Raw genomic sequence first — 23169 nt, 5'->3', positions numbered from 1 at the left:
GCAGGATGTGGGCGTCGCAGGCCAGCCGTCGCACCTGCTCCGCGGTGAGTCGTTCGCCGGTGTCGAGCTGCCCGACGCCCAGTTCTTTACGCACGACGTCGTACGGCACGGTGACCGCGACCTGTGGCCGGTCTCCGCCGTTGTCCGGTAGCTGTTCGGTGCGTAGGGCCAGCCGGCATACCTCGACGAGTGCGTCGGCGCGGCGTTGGGCGGGTGTGCGTTCGAGGTCGGGTTTGCATAGTGGGTCGAGGGCGGCGTTGACGATGGCGGCGGCTTCGGCGTCGAGCCAGCCGGTGACTCGGTAGCGGCCGTCGCCGTTGTTGGTCAGGGTGAACGCCCGTGTCCGTTGGGCGCGTTTCTCGTCTCGTTCGGTGGCGCGTCGGTCGGCTTCGTCGGCCATTTCTGGTGCCACATGTGCCAGGATCCGTTGTGCGGCTTTGCGGAAGGTGGCCGGCTCCCAGTCTGCGAAGTCCGCGATCAACGTTTTCTCGGCCAGGTCCACCACATCCGCCGGATTCTCGTCGGCCAGGTCGTGAACGGTCTTGGCGACGATGTGGGCTTGTTCGACGTTGATAGCGCCGCTCGACAGTGCCGCGTCCAGCACCGGCCGCCTATCCAACGCCTGGGCCAGGTCGACCGTGCGGCGGGCGGTATTGATGCTGACATGTAGCTGTTCGCGGAGCCAGACGGCGGTGCTGGCGGCCTCTTGGGCGATGGGCAGGTTGCGGCCTTCGATTTCGCGGATGAGGTGGAGTGTGGTGGCGGCGAGTATCTGCTGCGCGTCGTGGACGGTGTGGAGGGCGTCGATGAGGTCGGTGTCGGGCAGCGACCAGACCGGGGTGCCGGCGCACTGGCCGGCGATCTCCCTGAGCTGCTCCAACGTTTCCCGCACACATTGATTCTCGTACGTTTGTGCGGTGATCGTTGCCCCGCCAGGCGACACGCCGGCCGACACGCCGGTCGACGAAAAAGTTGGCCTGCTTGGTTGGGCTGGGGCCTGTTTCCGCGGCGATGTGCCCCGGCCGTCGATCAAGGAGATCCGCATGGATCGAGGGCGAATGCACGCGGAGAAGAGATCCAACCACGTGCGTTCGCCCTTGATCGACGGTGCGGGGGGCCCGCGCGGCGCGGTGCGCGGGGGTCGTGCGCGATGCGGTGCGCGGGGGTCGTGCGCGATGCGGTGCGCGGGGGTCGTGCGCGATGCGGTGCGCGGGGGTCGTGCGCGATGCGGTGCGCGGGGCGTGGGGTCGGGCGCTGGGCACGGGGCGGGGAGGGGCGGGGGTTACGGCGGGGTGGGGCGGGTTAGGGCGTTGCGGGCGTTGATTTGTTGGGTGGTGGCTACGCGTTGCGGGCGGCCGCGACCCAGGAAGCTCACCACCCAGTGCATGAGCGTCGTGACCTTGTTCTTGAAGCCGATCAAGTAGAACAGGTGCACGGCGAGCCACATCAGCCAGCCGAGCACTCCGCGGAAGTGCAGTCTGCCAACGTTTGCCACCGCCGAGAAGCGGCTGATGGTGGCCATGTTGCCTTTGTCGAAGTACCGGAAAGGCTTGGTCAGCGGTCGCCCGGCCAGGCGTCCCTTGATGACGCGGGCGGCGTAGCGGCCGCCTTGCATGGCGACCTGGGCGACGCCGGGCAGATTCGAAGCCGCCATGTCGCCGACGACGAAGATCTCGGGGTGTCCCGGGATGGTGAGGTCCGGGTTGACGCGGATGCGGCTGGCGCGGTCGGTTTCGGCGCCGGTGGCCGCGGCGAGGCGCTGGCCGAGCGCGGGTGCGGCCACGCCGGCCGCCCAGATTTTGGTGTATCCCTCGACGCGTTCGGTGCCGTCCGCGGTCTCCATTTTCACGCCCTCGGCGTCCACGTCGACGACGCGGGTGTTCAGGCGCACGTCGACGCCCATTGTGGACAGTTGGCGAAGGGCGTCGCGCGACATCGGCGGGTCGAAGGCGGGCAGGACGCGGTCGGCGGCGTCGACCAGGATGATGCGGGTCTTGGCGAGGTCGGCGTGGCGGTACTGGCCCTTCAGGGCGCGGTGTGCGAGCTCGGCGATCTGTCCGGCCATCTCCACGCCCGTGGGGCCGGCGCCGATGAGTATGAAGGTGAGCCAGCGCTGGCGAGCCGCCGGGTCCTCTTCGAGCTCGGCCATCTCGAACGCGTGGAATATGCGGCTGCGCAGTTCCAGCGCGTCGTCGATGTTCTTCAGCGACGGCGCGTGCTCGGCGAAGCCGTCGTTGCCGAAGTACGAGTTGCTGGCGCCGGCGGCGACGATCAGCGAGTCGTACGGCACCCGCCGCTCGCGGCCGTCCGGTGCGCTGACGAGCACCGCCTTCTCCGCGACGTCCACATCGGTCACCCAGCCGAGTTTGATGTCGAGGTTGTCGTGGCCGCGGAAGATCTCGCGGATCGGCAGGGCCACCTCGCCCTCGGAGAGGATGCCGGTCGCGACCTGGTAGAGCAGCGGCTCGAACAGGTGGTACGTCGTGCCGTTGATCAGCGTCACCGACGCGGGTGCCCGGCGCAGGGTCTTGGTGGCGAACAGGCCGCCGAACCCGGCGCCGACGACCACCACACGGTGCTTCTGAGTCCTCATGCCTGGAGGACGGGACAGCACCGCCAGACGTGACAGTAAGTGCTGGTCATGTGACGCGGGTCGCGTTTCCAACACGTTAAGAAAATGTCGCCGACCCTCTTGCGTTCCACCTGTGGTACAGCGTTCACTGTGTGGCACCACCTAGGGAGGTCACATGGTGAAGCTGGCCGACGTGGTCGACCCGTCCGCGCGACCCGAGCGGCTGGGCGGCGACGCGACCTGGAGTGAAGGGCCGCTTTGGCTGCCCGCTGAAGACGCCGTCATCTGGTCGGACATTCCCGGCAACCGCATCCTGCGCTGGAGCGCCGCCACCGGTGCCGTGACCGTCGACCGTACCGCTGTGGAGTTCACCAATGGCCGCTGCCTCGACGTAAACGGCCTGGTGGTGACGTGTTCGCACGGGCGGCGGGCGGTCGAGCGCGGCCCCGCGGGCGCCGCCGGAGAGGTGCTCGTCGACCGGTACGGCGGGGTGCGGCTCAACTCGCCCAACGATGTCGTGGTGGCCGCCGACGGCGCGATCTGGTTCACCGATCCGCCGTACGGGATCGTCCAGCCCCAGGAGGGGTACGCGGGCACCCAGGAGTACCGCGACTGTTACGTCTTCCGGTTCGACCCCGCCACCGGTGAACTGACTCCGGTCGTCCTGGACATCGAGGAGCCCAACGGGCTGGCGTTCTCGCCGGACGGGTCGTTGCTGTACGTCACCGACACCTCGGCCGCCCTTCGCAAGGACGGCAGCGGCAACCACTGGATCCGGGTCTACGACGTCGTCGACGGCAGGCGGTGCAAGAACGGCCGGGTCTTCGCCGTGGTCGATCCCGGCCTCGCGGACGGCATCAAGGTCGACGTGCTCGGCAACGTGTGGACGTCGAGCGCCGACTCGGTGCAGGTGTACGCGCCGGACGGCACCCACCTGGGCCGGATCCCGGTACCCGAGGTGGTCGGCAACCTCTGCTTCGGCGGGCCGGACGGCAGCACGCTGTTCATCGCCGCCACTACCGGCCTGTACCGGCTGCCCACCCGCACTCGCGGGGCGACCGCGTGAGCACCCCGCTGCTGGCCGTGCGGGGGCTGGTCAAGTCCTTCTACGGCAACCGGGCGGTCGACGACGTCTCGTTCGACGTACCGGCCGGGCGGGTGGTGGCGCTGCTCGGCGAGAACGGCGCCGGCAAGTCCACGGTCATCAAGATGCTCGCCGGCGTGTACCACCGCGACGCGGGCCAGATCCTGCTCGACGGGCGCGAGATCCACAAGCCCGAGGGCATCTCCTTCATCCACCAGGACCTGGGCCTCGTCGACTGGATGACGGTCGCGGAGAACATCGCGCTGGTCAGCGGCTTTCCCGGGGGCCGCCGGCCGATCTCGTGGCGCGCGGTACGCCGGCAGGCAGAGGAGACCCTGGCGCTGGTCGGCGGCGGCATCGACCCGGACGCGCGGATCTTCGATCTGCCGCGCACCGAACGGTCGCTGCTGGCCATCGCGCGCGCTCTGGTCGGCGGTGCGCGGCTGCTGGTACTCGATGAGCCCACCGCGAGCCTGCCAGCCGCCGACGTGGAGCGCCTTTTCGCGGTCCTGCGCCGGCTCCGGGAGTCCGGCGTGGGCATGATCTACGTGTCGCACCGCCTCGACGAGATCTTCCAGATCGCCGACGACGTGGTGGTGATGCGCAACGGCCGCGTGGTCGGCGCCGCGCCGACCGCCGAGTTCACGCCCGGCGACCTCGTGCGGCTCATCGTCGGCCGGGAGACGCGGCCGGGCTCGCCCGGCGCGGTCGGCGACCGCGTGCGGCTCGAGCTCGACGGCGTCCGCGTCGGCGACGTCGGCCCGGTGGACCTGAAGGTCCGCGCGGGTGAGGTGGTCGGCCTCGTCGGCCTCCGTGGCGCCGGCCAGGAGGAGATCGGGCGCGCGGTCGCGGGCGTGCTTCCGGCCCGCGGCGGGTCCATGAGCCTTGACGGTACGCCGTTCGCGCCCCGCCACACCGGTATGGCGGTGAAGGCGGGCGTCGGGTTCGCGACCTCGAACCGGGAGACCGACGGCATCGCGGCCGGCCTGTCGGTGCGCGAGAACCTCTTCATGAACCCGTCGGTGTGGGGGCGCCGGCTGCTGGCTCCCGGCACCACGCGCGCGGAGCGGATCCGGGCGGCGCGGCTGGTGCGCGAGTTCGACGTGCGGCCCGCCGATCCTGAGCGGCCGATCGACACGCTCTCGGGCGGCAACCAGCAGAAGGTGATCGTGGCGCGCTGGTTCGGTGTCGGGCGCGCGGTAGCGGTACTGGAAGAACCCACGATGGGCGTCGACGTCGGCGCGAAGAGCGACATCTACGCGTTGCTGCGACAGGCCGGCGAGCGCGGCACCGCCGCGCTCGTGGTCTCCACCGACCTCGAAGAGGTCGCCGCGATCTGCCACCGGGCCCTGGTCTTCCACCGCGGCCGCGTGTGCCGCGAGCTGGCCGGCGCCGACCTGACCGTGACCGCCTTGATGAGCGCCGCGACCGGCCTCTAAGCCCGAGGAGAACAGATGGCTCTGCACACCTCCGTGCGCTCGACCGCGCTGGAGCCGCGCAAGGGCGGCTCCGCCTCGCGGCGGCTGCTCACCGTCTATGGCATGGTGTTGCTGACGGTGGCGCTGTTCGGGCTCTTCGCGGCGCTGAAGCCGGACACGTTTCCGACGCTGCTCAACTTCAAGCTGCTCACCGCGGGCAACGCGGTGCCGCTGATCCTCGCGCTCGCGGTGACGGTGCCGATGGTCGCCGGGAAGATCGACCTGTCGGTCGGGTACGCGCTCGGACTGTGGCAGGTGCTCGCGCTCTCCTGGCAGCTCAACGGTTTGGACTACCGGCTCGTCATCCTGCTGGTACTGGTCGGCGGCGCCGTCGTCGGCCTCGTCAACGCGGCCCTCGTCGAGCTCGCTCAGGTGGACGCGTTCATCGCCACGCTCGCCACCGGCCAGGTCATCTTCGCGATCACGTACTGGCACACCGGCGGCCGGCAGGTCGTCGACACCGATGGGCGGCGCGCGGCCAACTTCGACTCCCTCGCCACCTGGTCGCTCGGGCCGGTTCCCGGCCCGTTCGTCATCGCCGTCGTGCTCGCTGTCGCGCTGTGGGCGGTGCTGGAGTTCCTGCCGGTCGGCCGTTACCTGTACGCCGTCGGCGCGAACCCGAAGGCCGCCGAGCTGACCGGCATCCGGCGCCGCCGGTACGTGGTCGGCTCGATGGTCGCCTCCGGCGTGCTCTGCGCGATCGGCGGCATCCTGCTCTCGGCCCGCCAGGGCGGCGTCGCACAGGCCAACATCGGTCCCGACTTCCTGCTACCGGCGCTCGCCGCGGCGTTTCTCGGCTCGACGACGATCCGGCCCGGACGGGTCAACGCCTGGGGCACCGTGCTCGGCGTCGTCATCACCACCATCGGCATCTCCGGCCTCCAGCAGCTGCTGCCCGGCCGGTTCTACCTGGACCCGCTGTTCAACGGGCTCACCCTGGTCGCCGCCATCACCATCGCCAGCCTCGCCAGCCGCAAGCGGCTCGCCAGCGCGGAAAAGCACCAGGTCGCCACGCCTGATCCCGCACCGTCAACCACCGTTGGGAGCACCGTATGAGAACCTTCCGGGCGGTAGCCACCGCCGCCGCCATAATGCTCGCCTTCGCCGGATGCGCCAGCGAGACCGCCGCACAGCAGTCCGGCAGCGCCTCGACCGGTTCGTCACCGTCGGCCGCCGCGCAGGCGCTCGTGCCGGAGGGCATCACGGACGTCCTCGCCGACGCCAAGAAGCGGGTCGCCGACAGCCTGTCGGGCTCGACCGGCTTCACCCCGCCCAACACGGGGCCGGCGGCGCAGAGGAAGGGCGCCACGATCGCGTACGTGGCGGCCGACCTGACCAACGGCGGCGTCAACACGGTCGCCAAGGCGGTCACCGAGGCCGGCGCCGCGATCGGCTGGAAGGTCAACGTCATCGACGGCAAGGGCAGCGCCCAGGGCCGCACCAACGCGCTCAACCAGGCGATCGCGCTCAAGCCGGCCGGCATCATCCTCGGCGGGTTCGACGCCACCGAACAGGCCGCCACCATCAAGCAGGCCGCCGACCTGAAGATCCCGGTCGTGGGCTGGCACGCCGGCGCCGAGTCCGGCCCGATCGCCTCCGCCGGGCTGTTCACCAACGTGACCACCGACCCGTTGCAGGTGTCGTGGCTGGCCGCCGCGTACGCCGTCGCGCAGTCCGAGGGCAAGGCGGGCGTGGCCATCTTCACCGACTCCCAGTACCAGATCGCCGTGCGCAAGGCCGACGCGATGCGCGACTACGTCAAGCTGTGCTCGGGCTGCTCGGTACTGTCCTATGAGGACGCGCCGATCGCCGAGGCGGACTCCCGTATGCCGGCCCTGATCTCGTCGCTGCTCCAGCAGAACGGTGACAGGCTCACCTTCCTGCTCGGCATCAACGGCAACTACTTCGGTGGTGCCAAGGGCGCGCTGCGCGACGCCGGCAAGCCGGGCGCGGGTCCACCGTGGGCGGTCGCGGCCGGTGACGGTGACGCCGCCGAGTTCCAGCGCATCCGCACCGTCGACTACCAGGCGGCCACCGTCGCCGAGCCGATGCCGCTGCAGGGCTGGCAACTGGTCGACGAGCTGAACCGGGCCATCGCCGGGCAGCAGCCGTCCGGGTTCGTGCCGATGCCGGCGCTGATCACCAAGCAGAACGTGCCCTCCGGCGACGTCTTCGACCCGCCGTCCGGGTACCGCGACATCTACAAGAAGATCTGGTCCGGCCAGTGAGCGAGGTCGGGGTCATCGGGCTCGGCGTCATGGGCTCGGCCATCGCCCGGCGGCTGCTGGCCGCCGGGCACCGGCCCCACGTGTACGACGTGCGACCCGAGGCCGTCGCCGAGCTCGAAGCCGAGGGGGCGGTGCCCGCCGCCCGCCCGGCCGACCTCGCCGGTCGCCTGGTGGTGCTCTCCCTCAACAGCGCGACCATTGTGGAGCGTGCGGTCTTCGGGCCGGACGGCGTGCTCTCGGGCGACTCCAAAGGAACCCTCTTCGTCGACATGTCCAGCATCGATCCGGCCAGCACCCGCGACATCGCCGAGCGCGCCGAGCGCCAAGGCGCGGCGTGGGTCGACGCACCGCTGTCCGGTGGCGCGCCCGGTGCCCTGCGCGGCGAGTTGACCCTCATGTTGGGCGGCAGCGACGAAGACGTGGCCCGCGCGCTGCCGGTACTGCGGATCCTCGCCTCGCGCACCACGCACCTCGGGCCGGTCGGCTCCGGGCAGCTCGGCAAGCTCGTCAACCAGGTGCTCGTCGGCTGCGGGTTCGCGGCGCTGGCCGAGGCGGCCGCTCTGGTGCGGGCGGCCGGGCTGCCCGCCGAGCAGATCCTGGCCGCGCTGACCGGCGGGCGGGCGGATTCGGCGCTGCTGCAGGAGTTCTTCACCAAGTTCGCCACTGTGGACCTGTCGCCGACCGGCCGGGTGGCCAACATGGTCAAGGACCTGGAGATCGCCCGGGACTTCGCCCGCACCCGTAACGTGCCGCTGCCCATGACGACGGCGGTGTCGGAGCTGCACCGCTGGCTGGTGGCGCGGGACCACGGCGCCTCGGACAACGCGGCGCTGATGCTGTACTACACGGGCGGTGCGGAGGCGTGACGATGAGCGGTCGGGTTGGCCTCGTCGGGCTAGGTGTCATGGGCAGGGCGGTCGCCGCGCGGCTTACCGCGGCTGGCGTCCCGGTGGTCGCCACGTCCCGCACGCCGGCCACGCGTGAGGCCGCCGCGGCCGCTGTTCCCGGCCTTGTCGTTCTCGGCGAGCCGGCCTCCGTGGCCGCCGCCGGCCCAGCGTTGGTGTTGACGTGCCTGCCCAGCGGGGTCGAGGTGGCGTCCGTCGCCACCCAGCTCGTCGCCGGGTTGCCGGCTGGGCGGTCGCTGCTGCTGGTCGACCTGAGCACCACCGCGCCTGCCGAGGCGGCCGCCCTGCACGAGCGGCTGCGCGCCGGCGGCCACCGCGTGATCGACGCGCCCGTCTCCGGCGGTCCCACGGGTGCCAGTGCGGGCACACTGTCCATCATGGCCGGTGCTGTCGAAGCCGACCTGCGTGAGGCCGAGCCGATCCTCGCCCACCTTGGCACAGTCGTCCACTGTGGTCCACCCGGCTCGGGACAGGTTGCCAAGGCGTGCAACCAGCTCGTCGTCGCCAGTACCCTCGTGGCCGTCGCCGAAGCGCTCACCCTCGCGGCGCGCAGCGGCGCCGACCCGGCACTCGTCCGCGCCGCGTTGTTGGGCGGCTATGCCGCCTCGCGCGTGCTGGAGTTGCAGGGCGAGCGGATGCTGCGCGGCGACTTCGAAGGGCGGGGCAAAGCCGGCCTGCTGGCCAAGGACGTGGGCATCATCCGCCGGCTGGCCGGCGAGGCGGCGCTCGGCACGCCGGTGCTCGATGCGGCCGGCGCGATCGTCGACCGCCTAGCCGCCCGCGACCCCGACATCGACCACAGCGCCGTCATCACCATCATCGAGGAGATGGTCCCGTGAGTGAGTGGAGCGGCGCGGCGCCGCTTGGAGCGGCCCCCGTGCCCACCGACTCGATCGGCCAGGTCGGGCCGATCCAGGCGCCGCCTTCGGGCGCCGCGGAGCGAACGAACCAGGAGACACAGCAGTTGTTTGACCTCACGGGGCGCAGGGCGTTGGTCACCGGATCCAGCCGGGGGATCGGCGCGGCGCTGGCGACCGGTCTCGCGGAGGCCGGCGCCGAGGTGGTGCTCAACGGGCGCGATGAGGCGGCGCTGGAGCGCGCCCGGCGCGCCCTTGCCGAGCGCACCGGCGCCACGGTGCGGGCCGCCGCCTTCGACGTCACCGACGCGGCCGCCGTCCAGCAGGGCGTCGAGCGGCTCGGACCGGTCGACATCCTCGTCAACAACACCGGCGTGCAGCACCGCGAGCCGATGCTCGACGTCGGCGTCGACACCTTCCGGCGGGTACTGGACACCAACGTCACCAGCGCGTTCCTCGTCGGTCGCGCGGTCGCCGCCGGCATGATCGCGCGCGGCCACGGCAAGATCATTAATGTGTGCTCGGTGCAGACCTGGCTGGCCCGTCCCGGCATCGCCGCGTACACCGCGTCCAAGGGCGCCCTCGCCATGCTGACCAGGGCGATGTGCGCCGAATGGGCGAGCCACGGCGTGACCGCCAACGGCCTCGCCCCCGGATACGTGGTGACCGAGCTGACCCAGCCGCTGGTCGACGACCCGGCGTTCGACGCGTGGATCCGCGGGCGCACCCCGGCCGGCCGCTGGGCCACGCCGGAGGACCTGGTCGGCACCCTGATCTGGCTGGCCGCGCCGGCCTCCGACTTCGTCAACGGCCAGGTCGTCGCCGTCGACGGCGGCATCACGGCGGTGATCTGAGATGGCGGTGCTTGACGGGACCATGCGCGCGGTCGTCGTACACGGCGCCGGTGACCTGCGGCTGGAGCACCGCGACGTGCCCGCGCCCGGCCCCGGCGAGGTCGCGATCGCGGTCCGCTACGGCGGCATCTGCGGTTCCGACCTGCACTACTGGCGGCACGGCGCGGTGGGGGAGTTCCGGGTGCGCGAGCCGCTCGTGCTTGGGCACGAGGTGGCCGGCACCGTGCACGCGCTCGGTGACGGCGTCGAATCGGTCACGGTCGGCGCGCCGGTCACCGTGCACCCCGCGACACCGTGCGGCGCCTGCCGGCAGTGTCTCGGCGGTCGCCCCAACATCTGCCCCAACGCCCGCTACCTAGGCAGCGCCGCCCGGTTCCCGCACGTACAGGGTGGCTTCGCCGACGTGCTCGTCGTCCGGGAAGACCAGGTGATCGCGCTGCCGGCCGGGCTCGACCTGCGGCGGGCCGCGGTCGTCGAGCCGGCGTCCGTCGCATGGCACGCCGTCCGCCAGCTCGGCGACGCGCGGGATTCCCGGGTACTGGTCACCGGCGCCGGCCCCATCGGCTGCCTGGTCGTCTCCGCGCTGCGTGCGGCGGGCGCCGCCGAGATCGTGGTCACCGACGTCCACCCGGAGCCGCTCGCGGTGGCCGCCGCGCTCGGCGCGACCCGCACGGTACTGGTCGGCGACGGCACCGACGACCTCACCGCCGACGCCGCCATCGAGTCGTCCGGCAGCCCGGCCGGGTTCAACACCTGCCTGCGCGCGGTCGACCGCGGCGGCCTGGTGGTCGGCCTCGGCCTGCTGCCGCCCGGTGACAGCCCGATCGCCGCCAACCTGATCGTCACGCGCGAGCTGCGGGTCGTCGGGTCGTTCCGGTTCGACCGGGAACCCGGCGACGTGCTGGCCGCCCTGTCCGACGGCCGGCTCGCCGTCGACCCCGTCATCACCCAGGTCGTGCCGCTGGACGCGCTCGGTGACGCGTTCCCGCTGGCGGGCGATCCGACCCGGTCGTGCAAGGTGCTGCTCGACTTCGCGGGCGGTACGCCGTGACTGCGAAGATGGGCGGGCGCACATGAGTGAAGGAGTCCTTCCGTGACCCAGATCAGGCAGTCGGCACCGCGTTCGCTCCGCGACGTCGACAGCCGTGCCCCCGCGGTGACCCGGGCCGTGGCCCTGCTGGAGGAGCTGGCCCGCCGGGGCCCGCTGTCGCTGACCGAGCTGGCCCGTTCGCTCGACCTGGCGAAGTCCACCGTGGCCAACCTGTGCGCCGCGCTGGAAGACAGCCACCTCATCCGGCGCATGGACCAGCGGTGGGCGCTGGGGTACAAGGTGGTCGAGCTGGGCCAGGGCTTCCTGGCCGGCACCGATCTGGTCGCGGAGTTCCGACGCGCGGCGACCGTGCTGCCGGTGGCCGCCCAGGAGACCCTGCTGCTGGCCGTCCTCGACAACCTCGACGTCGTCTACCTGGCCCGCCACGACGGCAACCAGCCCGTGCGGCTGGCCAGCGACATCGGCCGGCGGCTGCCCGCGGTGGTGACCGCGCTGGGCAAGGCGATGCTCGCCAGCCTGCCACCGGCTGAGCTCGACCGCCGGCTCGCCACCGTCGACGAATTGCCGGTGTACACGGCGCGGTCGCACCGCACGATGGACGCGCTGCGCGCCGACCTCGACGAGATCCGCCAGCGCGGGTACTCGCTCGACGACGAGCAGAACACCGAGGGCGTCACCTGCTACGGCGTCGCCCTGCCCGGCGCGCCGGACACCCCGACGGCGGTCAGCGCCACCATGCTCACCGCCCGGGTGACCCCCGAGCTGCGGGATTCGCTCACCAAGGACCTGACCAGGCTCGCGAAGGACCTGGCTCGGCTGGCCGGTTCGTAACGCCATCCGCTCTTCATCCGGCTTTGCCATAGCCGACGCTTGGAACGCTGTACCGCATACTGAACGGAGTTGACCATGACGCCTCGCGTCGCCGTCTCCCGCCGCGACCTTCCCGGGCCCGGCCCGCGCCTCCTCGCCGACCGGTTCGACCTCGAGGTCTGGCAGGACGACGCGCCACCCACCGCTGGGCAGCTCGCCGACCTGGTCAGTGACTGCGACGCGGCGCTCGTGCTCGGTACCGACAAGGTCGACACCGCTCTGCTCGACGCCGGCTCCCGGCTCCGCGTGGTCGCGCTCGCCTCCATGGGGTACGACGCCGTCGACGTGCCCGCCGCGACCGGCCGCGGCGTACTGGTCACCCACACCCCCGACGTGCTCGCCGAGACCACGGCCGACCTGGCGCTCGCGCTGATCCTCATGGCTCGCCGACGGCTCGGCGCCGCGGTCGACACCCTGCGGGGCGGCGGCTGGAGCACGTTCCGCATGAACGGCTTTCTCGGCCTCGACGTGCACGGCGCGACCCTCGGCCTCGTCGGGTACGGCCAGATCGGGCAGGCGCTGGGCCGCCGCGCCGCCGGCCTCGGGATGCGCGTCCAGCACTACACCCGCACCCCGCGGGACGGCCACGGCGGCTCCCGCGCGGTCGAGTTCGACGAACTGCTGCGTACCAGCGACGTCATCTCCCTGCACGTACCGCTGACGCCGCAGACCCGCGGCCTCATCGGTCCCGCCGAACTGGCCCTGATGAAGCCGACCGCCACCCTCGTCAACACCTCCCGGGGCGGCGTCGTCGACGAGGCGGCCCTGCTCGCCGCCCTGCGCACCGGAGCGCTGCACTCCGCCGGCCTCGACGTGATGGTCGACGAGCCGCGCGCCGATCCGGCCGACCCGCTCTTCCACGAGCCGCACCTCGTCGTACTGCCGCACGTCGGCTCCGCCACCGAGGCCACCCGCGCCGCCATGGTCGACCTGGCCGCCCGCAACATCCTTGCCGTACTGGACGGGCGCGACGCCCTCACGCCGCTGCCCGGTACCCCGGCGCGCCGGGCCTGAGCGCCGGATACTCAGGAGTTCAGCGGTGTGAAGTCCATGACCACCTGCTCCTGGGTGCAGCCACTGGACGCGGCCTCGTTGTTCGCGTCACCGCTGTACTCGACGACCCAGCTGATCGTGGCGTCCGCCGTCACCTTGAACGTGGTGTTGCTGGTGACGTACGTGCCGTTGGCGTCGACGGTCTGGTCCGGCTCGACGTAGGCGGCGTCGCCGGTGCAGTCGGCATTCAGGTACAGCTTGAACGAGATCGTCCCGCCGGCCGGCGCGAACGCCCCGGCGATCGTCGCGCTGTCGTTGGGCAGCAGGTCGGGCACCGTGTTCATGGTCGGCCGTGCCTTGTTGACGACCACCGACTCGTTGACGTCGCCGCATGCGGTCGTCGCGGCGAAGTTGAAGGCGTCACCGCTGTAGCTGGCGATCCACTCGTACGTGCCCACCGCGTTCGGGGTGAATGCGGCCGAGTCGTAGTCGCCGTTCCCGTTCACCGGCACGGTGGAGGTGAACGCGGCCGTCCCCGAACAGGTGGCGTCGTCCGGTCCGAACGCCTGGAAGGTGATCGTGCCGGTCGGGTTGTTGCCGCCGGAGAGGGTCGCGGTGTCGTGGACCGGGTCACCGATGGTGATCGACGCCGCCGACACCTGAGTCACGATCGCCGGTTGCACCTTGGGCACGTAGCAGAACGAGACGTGGCTGAGACCGAAGAACTTGTCGTTGGCCGGATTGACGGGCGCGTGCAGCGCGGTGCCGCTGTTGGCTCCGCCGGGTCGATAGTCGTAGAAGTTGGTGTTGGGCCCGCCCTTGACCGCCACGCCGATGACCGTTGCCCCTCCGGTGGCGGTGTAGTCGAACACCGGACTGCCGGTCTGGGTACCGCTGTGGCTGGGGTCGTCGGAGGTCAGCGTGCGCACGTCGAGCGTGACCGAGAGCGTGCCGTCGGTGAATGTGCCATCGCTGGGCGGGTCGATCCGCAGCTCCTTGGCGCCGCTGATGAGATCGCTGCAGTTCTTGTTCCCCGGTACCGGTGAACCGTCGGCATAAGCGGCCGGCCCGGTGGCCGCGACGAGCAGAGTGGCCAGGAGGGCGCTGATCGTGGACGCGGCGAGCACGCGCCGCGTGCGTGGGCGTGTGGTTGTCATTTCCATTCACGCTTTCCATATAGGTGCGCGGAGGCATTCGCCCGGATAAAACCACCTTTGTATTGATTTTGTGGAATTGTCAATCCAACGACTGGCCGGGGGGTTTGGCCGTTCAGGCACGCCATCGCTACACGGTCCCACTGGCGGCTGGCGGATACCGTCGATCGCATGGCACAGCGGGTGATCCACGACAAGCGCGAACAGCTTCGACAGATCGAGAGCGGCCTGCTCGACGGCGAGGACATCATCGCCGTCTACGACGCGATCGGCGCGGGAACCGGCTTCATCGGCCTGACGACCCGGCGCGTGATCATCCAGGACAAGTCGTTTCTGGGCAAGAAGGTCGCCATCACGAGCATCCCGTACTCGAAGATCACGAGCGTCAGCGTGGTGAGCAACAAGTCGTGGGGCGGCGAGTTCTTCTCCACCGGCACCATCGCCATCAACGTGGGCACGCACACGTACGAGGTGGAGTTTCGCGGCGCCCAGAAGACGCACCACGCGCACAACGTGATCCTGCACTACATCTCGTGAGTCCCTGGCTGGTCGCGTTGGAGCTGGTCGCGCTGCAGGTGGTAGGCGAGCGCGCGGCGCGCGGAGGCTGACCCGGTGCCGGTCGCGGTCCGTGCGGGCACGTCGAGAGCGCGGCTGATCTGGTCGTACGCCCGCTGGTAGCCGCCGGGAAGTTTCGCCTCGCGAAGGTCGTCCTCGACGAGGCGCCGCAGTTCGTAGACGTTCTGGGGCGTGAAGCGCTTCCGTCCCCGGGCGAGGGAGTCGACGTACCGGCCGCAGCGTGCCGCGCCGTCGAGGGTCTCGGCGATCTCCTCGGCCAGGCCCCACAGGCGCCCTTCGAGCCACGGCACGTCGTACTGGTCGAGCGAGAGCTCCATCGGGGGCGGCGCGTCACCCGCGCGGTACCTCGCCACCTGCTTGGACACGGCGGGCTGGCTCATGTCGGTCAGGTGGGCGATCGTCTCCTGGGTCCAGCCGAGGCCGACGAAGACCTGGATCATCTCGGCGCGCAGCTTGCGCATCTCCTCGCCGGCGCGGATGACCTCGTTCATGCCGGCGAGCAGCCGCGCCGCCCCCTCCTCGGTCAACTCCACGGCGGCCATTATAACTGGGTTGTATAACCGGGTTATAGTCGTCGTCATGGCCACCTTCACCGCACCCGACGGGACCCAGCTCGCCTACCGCCTACACGGCCAGGGCGACCCCGTCATCTGCCTACCCGGAGCCTTCGCCGACCCCGCCTACCTCGGTGACCTCGGCGGCCTGGCCGCGCACCGCACGCTGGTCGTGCTGGACACGCGCGGCACCGGCGGATCCGCGATCCCCGACGACCCGACGAGCTACCGCTGCGACCGCCTTGTCGACGACGTCGAGGCGCTGCGCGAGCACCTCGGGCCCGCCACCATCGACCTGCTCGCCCACTCGGGAGCCGTAAACGTCGCCACCCAATACGCCGCCCGGCACCCGAAGAACCTCCGCCGGCTGGCCCTGATTGGCCCCAGCACCAGGGCCGTCGGCATCGAGATCACCGGCGAGACGCGGCGCGCGGTCGCTCGGCTCCGCAAGGACGAGCCGTGGTTTCCGGCGGCGTACGCGGCACTGGAGGCGCTCACCGAGGGCAGGGACGGCAACCCGGACGACATCGCGCCGTTCTTCTGGGGGCGATGGGACGCCGCGGCGCGCGAACACCACGCGGCCAGCCAGCCCGCCAACACGGACGCCCTGGCGCACTTCGGCGCCGAGGGCGCCTTCGACCCGCCAACGACCCGGGCGGCGCTCGCCGACTGCACGGCGCCCGTCTTGTTGCTGACCGGCGAGTACGACGTGAACAGCCCACCCGAGACGACAGCCGAACTAGCACGCCTGTTCCCCCACGCGACCGTCGTCATCCAACCCGAGGCCGGCCACTACCCGTGGCTAGACTCCCCCACCCACTTCACCGCCACCCTAGCCCCGTTCCTCCCCTAACCCCGGCGCCCAGTCCGCGCCCGCCCCTCTTCCGCCGATCAAGGGCAAACGCACGTGATTCGATCGCATTTCCGCGTGCATTCGTCCTTGATCCAGGCAGATGGCCTTGATCGGCGCGCGGGCGGCGAGAGGCGGCACGAGGCGAGGCGCTGTCCGCGCGAGCGCCGCGCACCCGGCACGGTACAAGCGCTGTTCATGCCCCGGTCCGCGCCAGCCGCGGACCGTATGCTCCCGCGGGCACCGCGCGGGCCGGCGGCTCGCAAGCGCTCGCCGAAACCCCGGCCCACGCTGCCAGCACCGCGCGCCAAGCCCAACCCCCGCGGCCGGTCAGCTGATCAGCGTCACCTTTGGGCGCACCACGCAGAACTCGTTGCCCTCGGGATCGGCGAGGACGACCCACGATTCCTCACCCGTCTGTCCGATGTCGACACGCTTGGCGCCCAGGGCCAGCAGCCGCTCGATCTCGTCATCTCGATCCTCCACTTCGGACGTAAGGTCGAGATGCAACCGATTCTTGACGCGCTTCTCGTCGGTGACGGGCATGAAGCAGATGCCGACCGGCGCCGCCTCGTCCGGCCCGATCACGACCTCTCGCTCCCGTTCGGACAGGACCCTCCAGCGCAGCACCTCGGCCCAGAAGCGCGCCAAGCCGGGCAGGTCGCGAGCGTCGAACACAATATGGTGAAGGCGCAACGGCATGCACCTGATCATCGTCCCGCGCAGGACACATTTGCCACCGGATAACGGCACGCCTTGACCCTCACACCGGGGAAGAGGCCACGCTGGCCACATGCTCGCGTACCCGTACATTGGTTCCGGACCCTACTGCTACGCCAACTCGCTGGCGATGGCTCTCGGCCCCGCTGCCCCTTCGCCGTCGACCATCGAGGTTCTGACCGGGTCGCCGTTCGGCTTTCACCTGTACGCCGGGGTGTTGCCGCTGTTCGACCCCTACGGCTGGGATGACCGGGGCATCGATGACGCGATCGCCTTGCTTGGCTGGGTCTGCCGCCGCCAGAGCGCCGACGACGACGTGCAAGCCTTGGCGATGCTCAGGGACGCGGTCAAGGAGGCCAGCCCGGTTCTGGCCGGACCGCTGGAGATGGGGCTGCTGCGCCACCTGCCGGGGATGACGGGGCCGATCGAGGCGGACCACTTCGTGGCGGTACTGGAGGTCGACGACACGCGGATCCGATTTCACGACCCGCACGGGTGCCCGTACGCGACCCTTCCGACCCGGGAGTTTCTCACCGCGTGGCGCGCTGACACCATCGCGTACGCGGCCACGCGGTACACGATGCGTAGTGACTTCCGGCGCGTCCGTGACGTTACGACGGAGGCGGCGTTGCACGCGGCCCTGCCCGGCGCGGTCGCGTGGCTGCGCGGCCGCGACGACCTCGCGATGCCGCCCGGCACGATCGGCGGGGCGGCGGCGGTCGACCGGTTGGCGGGTATGGTCGCCGGCGGGCTGGATTCCAGGACGCGCGACCACCTGGCGCATTTCGCGATCCGGGTCGGCGCGCGGCGTCTCACCGACGCCGCCACGGCGCTCGCCGGTCTCGGCCACGGTCGGGCCGCCGCCGTGGCCACGCGCCAGGCGCGGCTCGTGGGCAGCCTCCAGTATGACGTCGTGAGCGGGCGCACGAGTGCCGCCGCGGAGACGTTGCGGCGGCTCGCCCCGACCTACGAGGAACTGGCGACTGCGCTCAGCAGCCAGCGACGGGCATCGCGGTAGCTCATGGGATCGTGGACGCGTGGAGAGAACCCAACCCGTCATGATGCAGGTGTACTGCCGCGTGGAGGTCGTCGTTCACGACCCCGAGGCTGTCACGGATCTCGCCGCGCGGGAGTTGCGCGAGGCCGACATCGACTGGTCCAAAGAGGAAGACGACATGGAGTCCGCGGTCGCGGAGCTGAAAGCCAACCTTCGCCAGTCGCTCGCGAGCTTCGCGAATCCGCACAACCTGCTCGATGGGGTGCCGGGCGTCGAGGTCAGGGCTGGCTTCGTCTGGGCGGAGCAGGGGGAGGGGCATCCCCGCTTCCGGCCCGGATTCGGGGACACGCCGTAGCGCCGGCCGCCTGCCGAGCCGCGCCGGGTGGCCGGCCCGTGAGGAGGTAGGCGTCGGTCACCGCCGTGACACAGGCGTCGCGGCCGTACACGCCGTGCCCGGAGCCCTCGTACGTCACTGTGGTTGGTCAGGGGGTCGGGCTGGTGCGGGTGCAGGTGACGTTCGCGCCGGGCAGGGCGCCGTCCAGCAGGTACCGGTTGACCGCGCCGTCGACGCAGGCCCTGGTCGGCGGCGCGGCGGATCTCGTCGACGGCGGCCAGCACGGCGGCGGTGGTACGGCCGAGGCGGTACCGGTCGTCGTGCTTCGCGGCCCAACCAGCCCAGTTGCGCTGCTCGGCCACCTGTACCGGCCAGCGGTCGCGGCCATCGTCGGGACCGTACGTGTCCGGATTCGAGCGCTCAGTCAGTCGACCTTCGCGGCGATGGCCAGGGCGCACGCCAGGGCCTCCGTGTGCGTGGTGTCCACCTCGAGGTCGTAGGCCACGCCCTGGTGCACCGGCTCCGCCTGTGACGCGGCCATCCCGCGTACCCGATCCCCGCGAGCGATCTCGCGGCCCTCGGCCACCTTGACGTCACACCGGACACCGACCCACAACACGTCCAGCCCGGCGAGTGCCCGCCGCCAATCCCCTTGAGTGGACGCTCCGCCGAGGAAGACGTCGTCGATGATGACCCGGGCGCCCGCGCGGACCATCTCGGCGATGCCGGCCTGCCACGCCTTCTGCAGCGACCGGAACCCCGGCCCGACGCTCACACCGCCGTCCGCGGCGAACTCGATGCCCGTGCCGGACGCCTGCATGGACACGGGCATGGCCTCGACCAGCGTGTCGATGCTGAGGGCGAGCCACGGACCCGGCAGTACGGCCTGAAGGCAACGGGCGATCCCGGACTTGCCCGAGCTGGAGCCTCCATTGAGCACGATCACCTGAGTCGTCACGACGCCACTGTAGGTGGCGTGGCGACATGCCGTCGCCCGGCTCCCAGGGGCGCGGAACATCCGACCTATTCGCGGTATGACGGGATGGTCGGGAATCTCCCTTCGTGGTATAGAGCGCGAAGAGACATCACTCGCCCCCTAGACATCCGACCCCTTGCTTGTCATCGCAGTTCAACAGCCGCGTAACAACTTTGGTTAGGTATCTTGACAGGACAGACATCGGATGTCTAGCGTCCGGCAACATCACCGCATTCTTGCGGGAGGAGCTGCCTGGTGAGCCACATTGTCGCCCTGGAAACCGACGACGTCCGGTTTCCCACGTCCCAGTCATTGGATGGCTCGGACGCGATGAACCCTGATCCGGACTATTCGGCCGCCTACGTGCGGCTGCGGACCGACGCTGACGACGGGCTGGCCGGGCACGGCTTCGTCTTCACCATTGGCCGCGGCAACGACGTGCAGGTCGCCGCCATCCGCAGCCTCGCCCCGTACCTCGTCGGGCGTGACGTCGAGGCCATCCTCGACGACCTCGGCGGGCTCTGGCGCGAGCTGGTGCACGACTCCCAGCTGCGCTGGCTCGGGCCGGAGAAGGGGGTGATGCACATGGCCGTCGGCGCGGTCGTCAACGCGCTGTGGGACCTCAAGGCCAAGCGGGCCGGCCTGCCGCTGTGGCAGCTGCTGGCCAGGATGACGCCGGCCGAGATCGTCGACCTGGTCGACTTCCGGTACCTCACCGACGCCCTCACGCCTGCCGAGGCGCTGAAGATCCTCGAGGACGCGCGCGACGGTCGCGAGGCGCGCGAGGCAGAGCTGCTGCGCACCGGGTACCCGGCCTACACGACCACGCCGGGCTGGCTCGGGTACGACGACGAGAAGCTCGCACGGCTGTGCCGGGAGGCGGTCGACAGCGGGTTCGGCCAGATCAAGCTCAAGGTCGGCGGCGACCGCGACGACGATATCCGCCGGCTGCGGATCGCCCGCGAGGTCGTCGGGCCGGACGTGCGGATCGCGGTCGACGCCAACCAGCGCTGGGACGTGGCCGACGCTATCGACTGGGTGGGCGCGCTCGCGCCGTACGACGTGGCCTGGGTCGAGGAGCCCACCAGCCCCGACGACGTGCTGGGGCACGCCGCCATCGCCCGCGCCATCGCGCCGATCCCGGTCGCGACCGGCGAGCACATGGCCAATCGGGTACTGGCCAAGCAGTTCCTGCAAGCGCGCGCGCTCGGCGTACTGCAGATCGACGCCACCCGGGTCTCCGGAGTCAACGAGAACGTCGCGATGCTCCTGCTGGCCGCGAAGTTCGGGGTGCGGGTGTGCCCGCACGCCGGCGGCGTCGGCCTGTGCGAGCTGGTCCAGCACCTGTCGATGTTCGACTACGTGGCCGTCTCCGGCACCCTCCACGACCGCATGATCGAGTACGTGGACCACCTGCACGAGCACTTCGTCGATCCGGTGGTGATCCGGGACGGCAACTACGTGACACCGGTTTCGCCGGGTGCGGGCGCGGAGATGCTGCGGGAGTCGATCGAACGGTACCGGTTCGTCGAGGGGAGGGCGGCGGGGTGAGCGACTACCTTCTCGAGGTCGAGGGCGTGCGGAAGGCGTTTCCGGGCGTCCTGGCCCTGGACGACATGCACATCAACCTGCGCTACGGCGAGGTGCTGGCCCTCGTGGGCGAGAACGGCGCCGGCAAGTCGACGCTGATGAAGCTGCTGTCGGGCATCTACGTGCCGGACGCGGGCTCGTTCCGGCTGCAGGGCCAGCCGTTCACGCCGGAGAGCCCCAAGCACGCCCTCGAGTCCGGCATCAGCATCATCCATCAGGAGTTCAACCTGATGCCGCATCTCACGGTCGCGCAGAACATCTACATAGGACGCGAGCCCCGGCGCGGCCTGGTGCTGTCCGACCGCGAGCTCAACCGGCGCGCGACCGAGTTGGTGGACCGGCTGGGGCTGCCGCTCGACATCAGGGCCACGGTCAGCGACCTGACCGTCGCCAACCAGCAGATGGTCGAGATCGCCAAAGCGCTGTCCTACGACGCCCGCGTACTCATCATGGACGAACCCACCGCGGCGCTGAACGACGCCGAGGTGCGCACTCTGCACGGGCTGATCCGTCGTTTCATCCGCGAAGACACCGGCGTCATCTACATCTCCCACCGGATGGACGAGTTGAAGGCGATCGCCGACCGCATCACCGTCATCCGCGACGGCCGGTACGTCGGCACCCTCGACACCGCGAAGACAAGCATGCGCGAGGTCATCACCCTGATGGTCGGCCGCACGCTGACCAGCGACGCGCGCCCGGTCGACGTGCGCGACGGTCGGGAGACCGTCCTCGACGTCGCGGGATTGTCCACAAAGGAGCTGCTCCGCGACGTCAGCTTCACGCTCGGCAAGGGGGAGATCCTCGGGTTCGCGGGGCTCATGGGAGCGGGGCGCACCGAGGTCGCCCGGGCGCTGGTCGGCGCCGACAAGGCGAGCGCTGGCACGATCCGGGTACACGGACGGCAGGTGAAGATCCACACGCCGGCCGAGGCCGCCGAGCTTGGCATCGGGTACCTGTCGGAGGACCGCAAGCAGCTCGGTCTGCTGCTCGAGCACGACGTGAGCGAAAACATCACGCTGCCGTCGCTGCGCGAGCGGTTCAGCCGGTGGGGCCTGGTCGACAAGCTCGTCGCGAGGCGCGCCGCCAAGGAGGTGGCCGACCGGCTGACCATCAAGACGCCATCGATACGGCAGACCACGAAGTTTCTCTCCGGCGGCAACCAGCAGAAGGTCGTCATCGCCAAGTGGCTGGTCAAGGACTGCGACATCCTCATCTTCGACGAGCCGACGCGCGGCATCGACGTGGGCGCGAAGGAAGAGATCTACGCCCTGCTCAACAGCCTGGCCCAGCAGGGCAAGGCGATCATCATGATCAGTTCCGAGCTGCCCGAGGTGCTCCGCATGTCCCATCGCGTCGTGGTGATGGCGGAGGGGCGGGTCAGCGGCATCCTCTCCGCCGACGAGGCGACTCAGGAAGGCGTCATGCACCTGGCCACCCTGCGGCCCAACGAGAACCCCGACGACGCCGCCGAGCTGGGCCTGCTCGACCTGCACTCCACCGAACCGAAGGCGGTATGAGATGACGTCCCTGCTCACCCGCGCGGAAGGCGCCACCGACCGGGCCGCCTGGATCGCCGCCGCCAAGAACCGCCTTCAACAGCTGCTGGCGTTCGCGAGCCTGATCGTGATCTTCACGTTCTTCTCGTTCGCGAACTCGGCCTTCCCGACGTACTCCAACGTCATCAACATCCTGTTCAGCACCGTCGTGATCGGCACGCTCGCGCTGGGTACGACGTTCGTCATCATCACCGGCGGCATCGACCTCTCGATCGGCACCGGCATGGCGCTGTGCGCGGTCATGTCCGGCGTGTTCATCGTCAACGCCGGCCTGCCCGTGATCATCGGTGTGCCGCTGGCGATCCTGTTCGGCGGCCTGATCGGTCTCGTCAACGGCCTCAACGTCGCGGTGCTGAAGCTGCCGCCGTTCATCGCGACCCTGGCGATGATGCTGGTGGCGCAGGGGCTCGCCCTGGTGATCTCCAACAGCACGCCGATCTACTTCACCGACAACCCCGGGTACATCAAGATCTCGACCGGCGAGCTGATCCCCGCGCTGAACATCCCCAACGCCGTACTGGTACTGCTCGCCGCCGCGGTGATCGCGGGCTTCCTGCTGAGCAAGACCCTGCTCGGCCGGTACACGTACTCCATCGGCAGCAACGAGGCCGCGACCGCGCTGTCCGGCATCGACGTGCGGCGCTGGAAGATCGTCATCTACACGCTGGCCGGCCTGTTCACCGGCCTCGCCGGTGTGATGATCTCGGCGCGTCTCGGCTCCGCCCAGCCGGCCACCGGCATGGGCTACGAGCTCCAGGCCATCGCCGCCGTCGTCATCGGCGGCACCTCGCTGGCCGGCGGCAAAGGCTCGATCATCGGCACCGTGATCGGCGCCCTCATCATCTCGGTCCTCAACAACGGCCTCCAGATCATGTCCATCCCGCAGGAGTGGCAGAACGTCATCCTCGGCCTGGTCATCCTCGTCGCCGTCTACGCCGACATGGTGCGCAAGAAGGAAGCCTGACGT

The 23169-nt window shown here is 70.4% G+C and carries 25 protein-coding genes; 17 read left to right on the top strand and 8 right to left on the bottom strand.

The window, feature by feature from the left end:
• Nucleotides 1–892 (bottom strand): DUF222 domain-containing protein (locus QMG73_RS06935; RefSeq protein WP_281893205.1); only part of this gene is annotated, 892 nt, incomplete at its 3' end.
• 390 nt (nt 893–1282) lie between these two features.
• Nucleotides 1283–2593, bottom strand: a complete 1311-nt coding sequence (locus QMG73_RS06930; RefSeq protein WP_281893204.1) for an NAD(P)/FAD-dependent oxidoreductase — start codon at nt 2591–2593, stop codon at nt 1283–1285.
• A gap of 154 nt (nt 2594–2747) precedes the next feature.
• On the opposite strand from QMG73_RS06930, the gene QMG73_RS06925 reads away from it, so the two are divergent.
• The 10 genes from QMG73_RS06925 to QMG73_RS06880 all read left to right on the top strand — a co-directional run bounded on the left by QMG73_RS06925 (nt 2748) and on the right by QMG73_RS06880 (nt 12913).
• Nucleotides 2748–3638 (top strand): SMP-30/gluconolactonase/LRE family protein, encoded by an 891-nt coding sequence (locus QMG73_RS06925; RefSeq protein WP_281893203.1) that lies wholly within the window; start codon nt 2748–2750, stop codon nt 3636–3638.
• On the top strand, nt 3635–5095 hold the full coding sequence (locus tag QMG73_RS06920; RefSeq protein WP_281893201.1) for a sugar ABC transporter ATP-binding protein: 1461 nt from the start codon (nt 3635–3637) through the stop codon (nt 5093–5095). Before QMG73_RS06925 ends, QMG73_RS06920 begins: the two co-directional genes overlap by 4 nt.
• Nucleotides 5096–5110: 15 nt before the next feature.
• Nucleotides 5111–6190, top strand: a complete 1080-nt coding sequence (locus tag QMG73_RS06915; protein ID WP_281893200.1) for an ABC transporter permease — start codon at nt 5111–5113, stop codon at nt 6188–6190.
• Nucleotides 6187–7362 carry a substrate-binding domain-containing protein gene (locus tag QMG73_RS06910; RefSeq protein WP_281893199.1) on the top strand — a complete coding sequence of 392 codons (1176 nt, stop codon included), beginning with the start codon at nt 6187–6189 and terminating at the stop codon, nt 7360–7362. Before QMG73_RS06915 ends, QMG73_RS06910 begins: the two co-directional genes overlap by 4 nt.
• A complete protein-coding gene (locus QMG73_RS06905) occupies nt 7359–8228 on the top strand; it encodes an NAD(P)-dependent oxidoreductase (RefSeq protein WP_281893198.1) in 870 nt (289 codons plus the stop codon). Before QMG73_RS06910 ends, QMG73_RS06905 begins: the two co-directional genes overlap by 4 nt.
• Nucleotides 8229–8230: 2 nt before the next feature.
• On the top strand, nt 8231–9106 hold the full coding sequence (locus QMG73_RS06900) for an NAD(P)-dependent oxidoreductase (RefSeq protein WP_281893196.1): 876 nt from the start codon (nt 8231–8233) through the stop codon (nt 9104–9106).
• Nucleotides 9103–9978 (top strand): SDR family oxidoreductase, encoded by an 876-nt coding sequence (locus QMG73_RS06895; protein WP_281893195.1) that lies wholly within the window; start codon nt 9103–9105, stop codon nt 9976–9978. The genes QMG73_RS06900 and QMG73_RS06895 overlap by 4 nt, the downstream gene beginning before the upstream one ends.
• A 1-nt stretch (nt 9979) precedes the next feature.
• Nucleotides 9980–11029 (top strand): L-idonate 5-dehydrogenase, encoded by a 1050-nt coding sequence (locus QMG73_RS06890; RefSeq protein WP_281893194.1) that lies wholly within the window; start codon nt 9980–9982, stop codon nt 11027–11029.
• Between the two features lie 42 nt (nt 11030–11071).
• Nucleotides 11072–11860 carry an IclR family transcriptional regulator gene (locus tag QMG73_RS06885; RefSeq protein WP_281893193.1) on the top strand — a complete coding sequence of 263 codons (789 nt, stop codon included), beginning with the start codon at nt 11072–11074 and terminating at the stop codon, nt 11858–11860.
• Nucleotides 11861–11935: 75 nt separating this feature from the next.
• A complete protein-coding gene (locus tag QMG73_RS06880; RefSeq protein ID WP_281893192.1) occupies nt 11936–12913 on the top strand; it encodes a 2-hydroxyacid dehydrogenase in 978 nt (325 codons plus the stop codon).
• Between the two features lie 11 nt (nt 12914–12924).
• Here the strand turns inward: QMG73_RS06880 and QMG73_RS06875 are convergent, their stop codons facing one another.
• A complete protein-coding gene (locus QMG73_RS06875; RefSeq protein ID WP_281893191.1) occupies nt 12925–14049 on the bottom strand; it encodes an Ig-like domain-containing protein in 1125 nt (374 codons plus the stop codon).
• 168 nt (nt 14050–14217) lie between these two features.
• Here QMG73_RS06875 and QMG73_RS06870 point away from each other — a divergent pair, with 168 nt between their 5' ends.
• A complete protein-coding gene (locus tag QMG73_RS06870) occupies nt 14218–14583 on the top strand; it encodes a PH domain-containing protein (protein WP_281893190.1) in 366 nt (121 codons plus the stop codon).
• Here QMG73_RS06870 and QMG73_RS06865 read toward each other — a convergent pair.
• Entirely contained in the window at nt 14571–15155 is a 585-nt protein-coding gene (locus QMG73_RS06865) for a hypothetical protein (protein ID WP_281893189.1), read from the bottom strand. The two genes, QMG73_RS06870 and QMG73_RS06865, sit on opposite strands and share 13 nt — an antisense overlap.
• Before the next feature lie 46 nt (nt 15156–15201).
• Here QMG73_RS06865 and QMG73_RS06860 point away from each other — a divergent pair, with 46 nt between their 5' ends.
• The gene (locus QMG73_RS06860) at nt 15202–16029 is read left to right on the top strand and encodes an alpha/beta fold hydrolase (RefSeq protein ID WP_281893187.1); all 828 of its coding nucleotides are present in this window, start codon (nt 15202–15204) and stop codon (nt 16027–16029) included.
• Nucleotides 16030–16356: 327 nt separating this feature from the next.
• Here the strand turns inward: QMG73_RS06860 and QMG73_RS06855 are convergent, their stop codons facing one another.
• A complete protein-coding gene (locus QMG73_RS06855; protein ID WP_281893186.1) occupies nt 16357–16728 on the bottom strand; it encodes a VOC family protein in 372 nt (123 codons plus the stop codon).
• A gap of 91 nt (nt 16729–16819) precedes the next feature.
• Here QMG73_RS06855 and QMG73_RS06850 point away from each other — a divergent pair, with 91 nt between their 5' ends.
• Together QMG73_RS06850 and QMG73_RS06845 are read left to right on the top strand one after the other, a co-directional pair.
• A complete protein-coding gene (locus tag QMG73_RS06850; protein ID WP_281893184.1) occupies nt 16820–17764 on the top strand; it encodes a hypothetical protein in 945 nt (314 codons plus the stop codon).
• 19 nt (nt 17765–17783) lie between these two features.
• A complete protein-coding gene (locus tag QMG73_RS06845; protein WP_281893183.1) occupies nt 17784–18098 on the top strand; it encodes a hypothetical protein in 315 nt (104 codons plus the stop codon).
• Here QMG73_RS06845 and QMG73_RS06840 read toward each other — a convergent pair.
• From QMG73_RS06840 to cpt, 3 genes are read right to left on the bottom strand one after another with little or no spacing between them, the layout of a single operon-like run.
• Nucleotides 18022–18216 (bottom strand): alpha/beta hydrolase, encoded by a 195-nt coding sequence (locus tag QMG73_RS06840; protein WP_281893182.1) that lies wholly within the window; start codon nt 18214–18216, stop codon nt 18022–18024. The two genes, QMG73_RS06845 and QMG73_RS06840, sit on opposite strands and share 77 nt — an antisense overlap.
• A gap of 9 nt (nt 18217–18225) precedes the next feature.
• Nucleotides 18226–18465 (bottom strand): hypothetical protein, encoded by a 240-nt coding sequence (locus QMG73_RS06835; RefSeq protein WP_281893181.1) that lies wholly within the window; start codon nt 18463–18465, stop codon nt 18226–18228.
• A gap of 36 nt (nt 18466–18501) precedes the next feature.
• Complete coding sequence (gene cpt / locus QMG73_RS06830) at nt 18502–19035, bottom strand: chloramphenicol phosphotransferase CPT (protein ID WP_281893179.1); 534 nt, start codon at nt 19033–19035, stop codon at nt 18502–18504.
• A gap of 273 nt (nt 19036–19308) precedes the next feature.
• On the opposite strand from cpt, the gene QMG73_RS06825 reads away from it, so the two are divergent.
• The 3 genes from QMG73_RS06825 to QMG73_RS06815 are packed head-to-tail and all read left to right on the top strand — an operon-like array spanning nt 19309 to nt 23166.
• Nucleotides 19309–20604 (top strand): enolase C-terminal domain-like protein, encoded by a 1296-nt coding sequence (locus tag QMG73_RS06825; protein WP_309299439.1) that lies wholly within the window; start codon nt 19309–19311, stop codon nt 20602–20604.
• Entirely contained in the window at nt 20601–22163 is a 1563-nt protein-coding gene (locus tag QMG73_RS06820) for a sugar ABC transporter ATP-binding protein (RefSeq protein WP_281893178.1), read from the top strand. The genes QMG73_RS06825 and QMG73_RS06820 overlap by 4 nt, the downstream gene beginning before the upstream one ends.
• A gap of 1 nt (nt 22164) precedes the next feature.
• A complete protein-coding gene (locus QMG73_RS06815; protein WP_281893176.1) occupies nt 22165–23166 on the top strand; it encodes an ABC transporter permease in 1002 nt (333 codons plus the stop codon).
• Nucleotides 23167–23169 lie beyond the last annotated feature (3 nt).

Origin of the sequence: Phytohabitans aurantiacus (assembly GCF_027923225.1) — a bacterium.
GTDB lineage: Bacteria > Actinomycetota > Actinomycetes > Mycobacteriales > Micromonosporaceae > Phytohabitans > Phytohabitans aurantiacus.
Note: the sequence above shows the minus strand (reverse complement) of the source record. Positions and strands in the feature narration are given on the sequence as shown.

Coding starts and splice junctions, on each gene's coding strand:
- QMG73_RS06835 (WP_281893181.1), bottom strand. CDS start 18,465: ATGGCCGCGACCGCTGGCCGGTACAGGTGGCCGAGCAGCGCAACTGGG.
- QMG73_RS06915 (WP_281893200.1), top strand. CDS start 5,111: ATGGCTCTGCACACCTCCGTGCGCTCGACCGCGCTGGAGCCGCGCAAG.
- QMG73_RS06900 (WP_281893196.1), top strand. CDS start 8,231: ATGAGCGGTCGGGTTGGCCTCGTCGGGCTAGGTGTCATGGGCAGGGCG.
- QMG73_RS06880 (WP_281893192.1), top strand. CDS start 11,936: ATGACGCCTCGCGTCGCCGTCTCCCGCCGCGACCTTCCCGGGCCCGGC.
- QMG73_RS06855 (WP_281893186.1), bottom strand. CDS start 16,728: ATGCCGTTGCGCCTTCACCATATTGTGTTCGACGCTCGCGACCTGCCC.
- QMG73_RS06850 (WP_281893184.1), top strand. CDS start 16,820: ATGCTCGCGTACCCGTACATTGGTTCCGGACCCTACTGCTACGCCAAC.
- QMG73_RS06815 (WP_281893176.1), top strand. CDS start 22,165: ATGACGTCCCTGCTCACCCGCGCGGAAGGCGCCACCGACCGGGCCGCC.
- QMG73_RS06890 (WP_281893194.1), top strand. CDS start 9,980: ATGGCGGTGCTTGACGGGACCATGCGCGCGGTCGTCGTACACGGCGCC.
- QMG73_RS06875 (WP_281893191.1), bottom strand. CDS start 14,049: ATGACAACCACACGCCCACGCACGCGGCGCGTGCTCGCCGCGTCCACG.
- QMG73_RS06910 (WP_281893199.1), top strand. CDS start 6,187: ATGAGAACCTTCCGGGCGGTAGCCACCGCCGCCGCCATAATGCTCGCC.
- QMG73_RS06925 (WP_281893203.1), top strand. CDS start 2,748: ATGGTGAAGCTGGCCGACGTGGTCGACCCGTCCGCGCGACCCGAGCGG.
- QMG73_RS06930 (WP_281893204.1), bottom strand. CDS start 2,593: ATGAGGACTCAGAAGCACCGTGTGGTGGTCGTCGGCGCCGGGTTCGGC.
- QMG73_RS06860 (WP_281893187.1), top strand. CDS start 15,202: ATGGCCACCTTCACCGCACCCGACGGGACCCAGCTCGCCTACCGCCTA.
- QMG73_RS06870 (WP_281893190.1), top strand. CDS start 14,218: ATGGCACAGCGGGTGATCCACGACAAGCGCGAACAGCTTCGACAGATC.